This is a genomic window from Porcipelethomonas ammoniilytica, from assembly GCF_025567485.1.
Taxonomy (GTDB): domain Bacteria; phylum Bacillota; class Clostridia; order Oscillospirales; family Ruminococcaceae; genus Porcipelethomonas; species Porcipelethomonas ammoniilytica.
On sequence record NZ_JAOQKH010000025.1, the window covers coordinates 5,968 to 14,910 of the forward strand.

Here is an 8,943-nt window from a genome sequence, read left to right on the forward strand (position 1 = left end):
TGAAAGCTATGAAACTGTTTACGATTATTCAGTAAACGGCAAGTACACTGCGTTGCTTCAGAAGGAAGTTAAGACAGTCGAGGGTGAAGAAAATTCGCTTGACCTGAACAGCAATGTTAAGCAGACGGTTTACACTTATGATGCAAACGGTAATCAGATTACAAAGACTGCCGAGGGTAAGACTGAGACCAACACTTACGACGGTTTGAATCAGCTTATCGGATTTACTGACGGTGAAACGACTGCAAGCTACAAGTATAACGCAAGTGGTCTCAGGTATGAAAAGACTGTTGACGGTCAGACAATAAATCATGTTTGGGACGGAAATAAGCAGATAGTAGCAGATGTAATTGACAACCAGTTCTACGAGGCTGACTGTTATATCAGAGGAACAAATCTTGTTGCAAAGTATAACTATTGGAATGGTGATAAGTCTGAGTATACTTACTATACTCAGAACGCTCATGGCGATGTAGTAAACCTTACTGATAAAGACGGTAAGGTAACAAAGAGTTACAGATATGATGCATTCGGTGTTGAAAAAAACATTGATGAAAATGATACAAATGCATTCCGTTACTGTGGTGAGTATTACGACAAGGAAACAGCTACTGTTTATCTGAGGGCTAGAAATTATAATCCAAGTACTGGTAGGTTTATTTCTAGAGACAGTTATGTGGGTAAGAATGAAGAACCTCTTTCACTGAATAGATATACTTATTGTTATAATAATCCTATAGCTTATATTGATCCAACAGGTTTTGATTCGTATATTTTTTATTTAGAAGAATGGGAAAAAGAAGCATTAGCTGACAAAAAAACTATAGAATCTAGATATGATTCGGAGGTTCATTTAAAACCTGTAAAAAATGCACAAGATTTTATTGAAGAATGGAATTCTATGGGGACTGTCAATAATCAAGCGGTTAGTATAGATACTGTTTTAATTAATACACATGGTTCTGATAATAAAACTATAGGATTTGGAAATGGTAATACATTTGGTGATGATGATTTTGATGAGTTGCAAGATAAAGATATGAAAAGTTTGGTTTTATTAGCATGTACGGGAGGACATCTTGATTATGTTGGAACAAACTTGGCTTCAAGATTTTCTCAAAAAACTAATGGTGCTCCAGTAATGGCAAGTGATGGAACAGTATATGGAAGATGTATATTTGGGTATTATTGGTCACATAGTGATGACTTTTTTAAAAATCAATTAAAAGAAGAAAGAGAATGTCAAGGTTGGGCAGTCTATCAAAGTAATAAATTAGGTATTACGCAAGTTCAAAAAGTAAATAAAACATTAAAATATTTCGGTGAAATGTTAGACGATTTAAATAAATATACATTTGGCACTATTAGTAATAAGAAAAAAACAGATGATAGTTCTAAATATTTAGAAAGGTGGTTAAGTTATTAATAAAATAAGGGTTTCAAAAAAATATTTGGTAATTATTATCATCATAATTCTTATTTTATATTATATTTTTTATATAACTAGACCTAATTATGTAATATATGATCGTATACAATTAAAATTACCTAAAGATTTTGAGGTTACGTATTATAATCATACTATTATTGGTGATTATGTGTACGCTAAAATTAAAATGTCAGAAGAATCGATTGATGGAATTATTAATCAAATAAATAATGAAAAAATATTTCCACAATATGATGATAATAATACATTATTAAATGATAGACCTAACTATAAATATGAATGGTTTAAATTTGACGAAGATGATTTATTATTTATTAAAAGATCATTTAGAACAGATCGTAATTTTAAGGATAAACATATGCATGATATATGGTTTTTCGTATGTAAAGAAAATGGCGAGTATTATTTATACTTGTCATTTTAAAGACAACAAATAGTTTACAAATATGAAATTTTAGGTATATAATTAACATTTTGCGGTGAATACTTTGACAAGGAAACAGCAACGGTTTATCTTAGAGCTAGGAATTATAACCCAAGTACAGGTAGGTTTATTTCAAGGGATAGTTTTGCTGGTAAAAATGAAGAGCCACTTTCTCTAAATAAATATACTTATTGTCATAATAATCCTTTGATTTATTTTGATCCAACAGGCAATGTTATTTCTCTGTCAGGATTACCGCAACAACAAGAAGATACGTTATCTTACTTACAACAATTAACAGATTATCCCTTAGCAATTGATGATGACGGCAACGTGTCAATTAATAAAGATGTTATTTTGGCAGTGAGATATGAGAGCGGCAACGAATTATTAGAAAGATTGATCAATTCATCGCATGTTATAAATATTGAAGTTATTGATGGAAATGATGGTAATGCATATTCTACGGATAATTATGATAATTCAATTAATCCAGATATTGGGAGCGGAGGAACAGTTTATTTCAATCCTATGAAAGATATACAAATTAAAACAGTTAATTCTAATTCCGGATATGTATCGATGAAAAAACGTCCATCTTATATAGGCTTGGGGCATGAGTTGATACATGCTGATAGGGCTGCCAGAGGTGTTAATCTGGGTTCACATAAAATATCATATTTTTATAAGTCACGCATGGATAGAGATAAAACAGTGTTTTCTGAGATTATTAGTACATTGCTTAAAACGACAAGCGTAAGGGAAGCGCGTTCTGCTAAAGAAGAAGTAGCAACAGTTGGTCTTAGATATAATAAGAAAGATGATATAACAGAGAATGATCTTAGATGGGAACATAGATTGGAGTTAAGGGGTGCGTATTAATTTTGGGAAGAAATTAATATTATTTATGTCGATTGTAATTATTATTTTTATTATTATTTATATTGTTATTAATAATTTAAATGAAAATATTAATAATGTTGAACCGAGTGATAATATCATTATTGCTATTTATCCAACTGGTACAGATAGTGAGACCTATTATTTTGATATTAATATAGATGGAAAATTGACTGCGCTATTTGGAACTAGAAAAACTGATAATATTAGTTCTAAAAATTTTATAAGTTATTCTTCTAATGTAGAAGAAAAAGTTGTAAACTTATATCAAAAAGATATAGTACATATTTTAAAATTATTAAAAGAAATTGAAAATAACAAGGATTCATTAAATTATAAAATAGTTTATGATTCATGGGATATAGCAATTTACTATAATCGAAAAAGTTATAAAATAAATTATTATACTGATAATGCTTATGTAAAAGAATTAATAAATTTGCTTATTGATATTTCACCGATTCATGTAGATTTACATGGTTGGTCATAAAAGTTTAGAGTAAAGAAAAATTAATTTTTTCTTTACTCTTATATTTAACCAAGATTGAAATTATGATATACTAAATTTGTTGCAGATGTAATTGACAACCAGTTCTATGATGCAGATTGTTATATAAGAGGAACAAATCTTGTAGCAAAGTATAACTATTGGAATGGTGATAAGTCCGAGTATACTTACTACACTCAGAATGCCCATGGTGATGTAGTAAACCTTACTGATAAAGACGGTAAGATAACTAAGAGTTACAGATATGATGCATTCGGTGTGGAAAAGAATATTGATGACAGCGATACAAACGCATTCCGTTACTGCGGTGAATACTTTGACAAGGAAACAGCAACGGTTTATCTTAGAGCTAGGAATTATAACCCAAGTACAGGTAGGTTTATTAGTAGAGATCCCTATTCTGGAAAAAATGAAGAACCGTTGTCCTTAAATAAGTATACTTATTGTCAGAACAATCCTTTGATTTTTGTTGATCCTAGTGGTAAATATGGTGTAGTGATTTATGGTTCTTATCCTTACGAAGAAAATGCGACTAAGGACAATGAAGAACAAGCTAATATTATTCGTGAAAAATATGAAGTATCTTATGGTGAATGTTATGTTTATGAAGTTGGTACGGCAGAAGAATTTGTAAATGTCTGGAATTCATTAGATGATTCAAATGGAATTGATGAAATACAAGTAATATGTCATGGAACTGCTTATAGAAATACTCCAGATAAAGGTGTTGGATGTATTTATTTTGGAGATTATTCAAGTTTGTATTCTTCTTCGTACACGAATAGTATTGGGGCAAGTGAATATGATAAATCAAGGCGTTTACGAGGACTAAATGATCAAAATATGAACGATGTTATGCAAAAAAATGTTAGAAGTATTTACTTTAGTGCTTGTAATACATCTAATTTGGATTTTAAAACTAATATATCTGAAGCTTTTGCTCAGAAAAACTTTGGTGCAGAAGTAACTGGTTGGGATGGAGGTGTATATTTTAAACGCACTTGGTGGAAAATATTCACGGCAAATTGGGATGAGCCAATGGGAATGAATAGTCAAAGTACATTTAAGTACTTTAGAGACAATTCATATAAACAGAATGCAGAAGAAAGAAATCCATCTAAAGTATCATATCAAGCTTATGGACCGAAAGAACTTGATTCTAATATTTTTAAATAATAAGGATATAATGTATGTTAGCAAACTACAAAAAAATACTAAAAGTAGGTATAATAATTATTATACTGATTTTAGTATACAATATATTTAAATATATAACTATGCCTTCTGGAAAAAAAGAGCATCTTAAGTTAGAAAATACATTGACTATAGAAATAAATGTGGATAAATGGTATTCCGATAGGACAGTAAAGATAAGTAAGAAGGATACAATAGAAGAACTTCAGAATTTTTTAAATTCGTTAGAACTGATTGAATTAGAAAAGGATTATGGAAGGAACAATTCAGGGCATCTGTATATGATATTTATGCCTTATGATGATATTTCAATTAAAGGCGAATATTTATGCGTACACCCAAGTGGCACTGATGATAAGGTTTTTACAGAATATTATATTGTTAATTCTGGATACAATCCAATTACAGGAGGCAGTAAAGTTTCAAGATTTATAGATAAATTGATAGATAATAACTTGGAAGTATAATCACTTAATTTGGAGCAAATAACTTTATAAGTTGTTTGCTCCATTTTTATATATCATTCTACTTCAAAATAGTAGAAAAAATCAATAACTAAAGGTTAAAATATATATAAAACCAAAAAGAACCACAAATCTACAAAAAGCAAGTAAAAAAAGCAATATAATTTAGGAGTAAAACAAGCTTTTAAAGCATTGTTTACTCCTTATTTTTTTATCTCTGTTCCGCTTTAAAGGCGGGATGGAGCTTTTTTATGCCTGTTTTTAAGTGGCAATGCTATATTGCCGAATATCCGTAGCCTTAGGTCTGATTAAAAAATTATCAGATCGGAGGTGAAAGGATGAATAAATACATAATCAGCGTTAGAAATACAGCTAACGGGAAATACGAGAATGTTGAAGTTACCGAAGAAGTATACGCAGCATATATGAGAATAGGCTGGAACAACAAGGATAACGATGACTCGTTCTTTAAGCATCAGATTCAGTTTTCAGCGCTTTTTGGAAATATCGATGACGCTGTTGAAAATTTTAAGGAATTCATTAACGTAGTGGAAGATGTGGCAGAAATAACCGATAAAAGTTTAATATCGGAAACTCTTAAAAAAGTATTTATACAGCTTGATCAGGATGAACAGGAATTAATATTCCTTAAATGGTATAATATGATAAAAATTACTAACAGAGTCTATAAAATAATAAATATAGCATAGAAGAGTTTTAAGATGCAGTAAATTTATAGTAAAACGAAGAAATATAAGTCCTTGTAAATTACTTAGCGAAATAATAAACTGTTAAGAAAAGGGAGGACAAATAGGTTTATGAAATTAAAAAAATTAGTAGCTTCAGCTATGTCATTGCTATGCCTATTTTCAGTTAATATAATTGCAAATGCAGAGGAAATTAAAAGCTTGGAAAATATAGAAGTAATTAATTCTGGAACACAAATACCAGATATATATTGGCAGATAACTTCAAATGGTACTTTTATAATAGGATCAGATAAATCAAGTAAAGGAAGTTCTTCTACCGGAATATGGTATATTGAAAAAAGAAATCCAAATGATGAAATAATAGATATTGTTCCTACACCATATCCATGGAATAATTGTAATAGGCTTATTATAAAGGAGGGTATTGAAACCATAGAAAAGTATTCATTTTTTAAATCAGATTTTGAAACAGTTGAAATACCTCAAGGCATTGTTGGCATAAAAGATCATGTATTTAATCAATGTGAAAATCTTAAATACATTGTTTTTCCAAGCAGCTTAGAATATATTGATGATTACTGTTTTTGTAATGAAGGACCTGATAAATATGTATTTTTAAATGAAAATACATCGATTAGTACTTATTCATTAGGATATAGCGAGACAAATGGTTTGGATAAAGAGATAACTATTTATGGATATGAAGGCGGTCTGGTTGAAGAATTTGCTAATAAGTACAGCAGAATTACATTCATATCCCTGGACGATATAAAGGGAGATGTTCAGACTGACGCAGAAGTGAATACAAGCGATGTTGTGCTGCTTCAAAAATATTTGGTAAAAAATGAAACATTAAATGAACATCAACTGGCGGTTGCCGATATTAATAATGACGGTCAAATTAATGTATTTGATTTGATGTTACTTAAAAGAAAACTTTAATAAAATAAATGTCCCACTTATCATAAGTGGGATACTTTATAGCTGCAGAATAAAGTAAATAATTTAATTTATAATTATTATACATTTTACTATTAAATTTATTAAACGGAGGTCTAATTATGTCAACAAAAATCAAAAGAATTGCTGCGATTATGCTAGCAGCAGCAATTTTAGCAAACAGCAGTATTTTGTTAGCTTCAGGAGAGGAAAACATAACAACACCAAAAGTAGATAATGAAGAATTTCTTGCATCAGCTGAAAGCAATAGTAGTTTTAACTGTCCATGTATGACGATCGACTATTTTGAGCACGAAACCACGGAAAGAATTATTGATATCAAAAGCTTGGAACAAAATAGTATAGCGCCTTTATCTGATGAAAATGAAATCATAGCATATGATGGAAAATGCGGTGAAAATGCCTCATATCATTTTGATATCGAAACAGGAACATTAACCATTTGGGGGAAAGGTGCTATAAGTGATTATAGTTATAGCGAGATGTCTCCATGGTACACATACCGTAAAGATATAGTTAATTTGGAAATATGTGATCAGATTAATCAAATTGGCAATTTTGCTTTTTATGGACTTAATAATCTTTCTGATATTAGAACATTTAAAATAGATAATAATGTTAAAATATTCAAAGGAAACGCTAACGAAATTACATCGAATTTAAAAAATATTGGTATTGCGGCTTTTGGTAATTGTGATTCTCTCAATTCAATTAGCATTAGTTCTGAAAAAATTTTTCAGCAAGCATTTTTTAATTGCAGTAATCTTGAAACAGTAATATTAAGAGAAGGTGTAAAAGATATTGAATATGGTATATTTATCTATTGTTCTAAAATAAAAGATATAACCATTCCGGCTTCCTTGAAAAATATGTGGAAAAATGCTTTTAATGATATGAATGGTTTGGAATGTATTTATGTAGAAAAAAGTAACGCTAATTACTCAAGTGATGAAAATGGTATTCTTTATAATAAGGATAAAACAGAATTAATATTCATACCATCGGCATCACATTGGGAGAATAATGACACGTACTTGAAGTATACTGATTTATCAGGCAACAATTATTTAATCTTCAATAATTGTATATATGATTTCAAAGTATCTGAACTATCTAATGGAATATTTAATACGGAATATAGATTGACTAATTCTGAGGGTAGGTCAGCTGATGTAAAATCTGTGCGTTTAATTGAAAGTAAAGAGTACCTAGATATATATAATATTGTTGTTGGCAGAGATATTGAGCTTTACCATAATACCTTTAATAAAACGAAGTGGTATAATCCAAACGGAATAAATGTCATATATGAAGCAATGTCACCAACATCAAGTACATATAGCAGGTTATATAAGTACAATAAGGCAGATACAAATATAGATTTAAGATGCTATAATGCCATTGAAAATTACGCATTTGAGAATCTTAATTCAGAAAATGATTCTGTTACACTTCAAATGAGCACAAATAGTATAAAACGTATAAATACATATGCTTTTTCAAAGGTTAGGATACAAGAAATTATACTGGATGGAAAAAAGCTGACATACAAGGATTTGATGATTTCCGATGATGATTATAAGGTTCTTTCAGGCAATGATTATGCGTGTACATTCAACGATTGGAATTTATTAAAAAATCAATTTATTCTGGCAATAAATAATTCGTTCAATGATAAAGAAAATGATAATGAAAGCAAGAAAAATTATTTAATTGATAACATTGTAAATGAATTCTGTAATGAGTTAATAGTTGAAAATGAATGGGCCGATTTAGCAAAAGATGATCCATATGAAGCAGTTTTTAAAATTAATAAATGGATTTCATCTAATATAACATATGGATTTTTAGTAGGAAACGGCGATAATTGCGCAGAAGAAATAATTTACACTAATGGACAATCATACTTCAGACATACGTTAACTAATAATGCATTTGGATGTATTGTTTTTAGACACGCAGTATGTATTGGCTATGCCGATTTATATAAAAAAATAATTGAAAACCTTGATTCGAATAATATAACATGTGAGATTATTACTAACGGTGGTATTGATGTTGAGGGCATAAAAGGTAATCATGCTTGGAATTTAATCGGCATTAATAATGTATGGTATTATACTGATACTGAAATGCATCCCAACTGCTTATACGGGCAAAGTGGGATATATGAATCGTATTATGTAGGATATAGAAATGTTGATCTGGAAGAAGGATATATCACGGATATGCTCAAAAAATACAGTATAAACTAAGTTGGACCATAGTCAATAATCTGGACACAAAAAGGCGAAAAGAAAAAAGATTAAAGTAAAGATTTTTCAAAATGAATG

At 29.7% G+C, this 8,943-nt stretch carries 9 protein-coding genes and 1 pseudogene; all 10 read left to right on the forward strand.

The window, feature by feature from the left end:
• On the forward strand, positions 1 to 1,426 hold a 1,426-nt coding region (locus tag OCV67_RS11955; protein ID WP_178085128.1), incomplete at its 5' end, for an RHS repeat domain-containing protein.
• 172 nt (positions 1,427 to 1,598) lie between these two features.
• A complete protein-coding gene (locus tag OCV67_RS11960; protein WP_147644191.1) occupies positions 1,599 to 1,874 on the forward strand; it encodes a hypothetical protein in 276 nt (91 codons plus the stop codon).
• Between the two features lie 57 nt (positions 1,875 to 1,931).
• Positions 1,932 to 2,093 (forward strand): annotated as a pseudogene (locus OCV67_RS11965) (RHS repeat-associated core domain-containing protein); the annotation flags it as partial.
• Positions 2,082 to 2,756 carry a M91 family zinc metallopeptidase gene (locus OCV67_RS11970; protein WP_147644192.1) on the forward strand — a complete coding sequence of 225 codons (675 nt, stop codon included), beginning with the start codon at positions 2,082 to 2,084 and terminating at the stop codon, positions 2,754 to 2,756. The pseudogene OCV67_RS11965 and the gene OCV67_RS11970, both read left to right, overlap by 12 nt.
• On the forward strand, positions 2,746 to 3,264 hold the full coding sequence (locus OCV67_RS11975; protein ID WP_147644193.1) for a Zn-dependent oligopeptidase: 519 nt from the start codon (positions 2,746 to 2,748) through the stop codon (positions 3,262 to 3,264). Before OCV67_RS11970 ends, OCV67_RS11975 begins: the two co-directional genes overlap by 11 nt.
• Positions 3,265 to 3,507: 243 nt before the next feature.
• A complete protein-coding gene (locus OCV67_RS11980; RefSeq protein ID WP_262644612.1) occupies positions 3,508 to 4,458 on the forward strand; it encodes an RHS repeat-associated core domain-containing protein in 951 nt (316 codons plus the stop codon).
• Between the two features lie 14 nt (positions 4,459 to 4,472).
• Positions 4,473 to 4,943: a hypothetical protein gene (locus tag OCV67_RS11985; RefSeq protein ID WP_147644195.1), complete on the forward strand. Its 471-nt coding sequence runs from the start codon at positions 4,473 to 4,475 to the stop codon at positions 4,941 to 4,943.
• A 335-nt stretch (positions 4,944 to 5,278) separates the two neighbouring features.
• Complete coding sequence (locus tag OCV67_RS11990; RefSeq protein WP_147644196.1) at positions 5,279 to 5,650, forward strand: hypothetical protein; 372 nt, start codon at positions 5,279 to 5,281, stop codon at positions 5,648 to 5,650.
• Positions 5,651 to 5,758: 108 nt separating this feature from the next.
• Positions 5,759 to 6,592, forward strand: a complete 834-nt coding sequence (locus OCV67_RS11995; RefSeq protein WP_147644197.1) for a leucine-rich repeat protein — start codon at positions 5,759 to 5,761, stop codon at positions 6,590 to 6,592.
• 119 nt (positions 6,593 to 6,711) lie between these two features.
• On the forward strand, positions 6,712 to 8,865 hold the full coding sequence (locus OCV67_RS12000) for a leucine-rich repeat protein (protein ID WP_147644198.1): 2,154 nt from the start codon (positions 6,712 to 6,714) through the stop codon (positions 8,863 to 8,865).
• The last annotated feature ends 78 nt before the right edge of the window (positions 8,866 to 8,943 follow it).

Excerpts from the sequence above, each read along its gene's own strand:
- OCV67_RS11985 (WP_147644195.1), top strand. The coding sequence starts at position 4,473 with ATGTTAGCAAACTACAAAAAAATACTAAAAGTAGGTATAATAATTATT.
- OCV67_RS11990 (WP_147644196.1), top strand. The coding sequence starts at position 5,279 with ATGAATAAATACATAATCAGCGTTAGAAATACAGCTAACGGGAAATAC.
- OCV67_RS11995 (WP_147644197.1), top strand. The coding sequence starts at position 5,759 with ATGAAATTAAAAAAATTAGTAGCTTCAGCTATGTCATTGCTATGCCTA.
- OCV67_RS12000 (WP_147644198.1), top strand. The coding sequence starts at position 6,712 with ATGTCAACAAAAATCAAAAGAATTGCTGCGATTATGCTAGCAGCAGCA.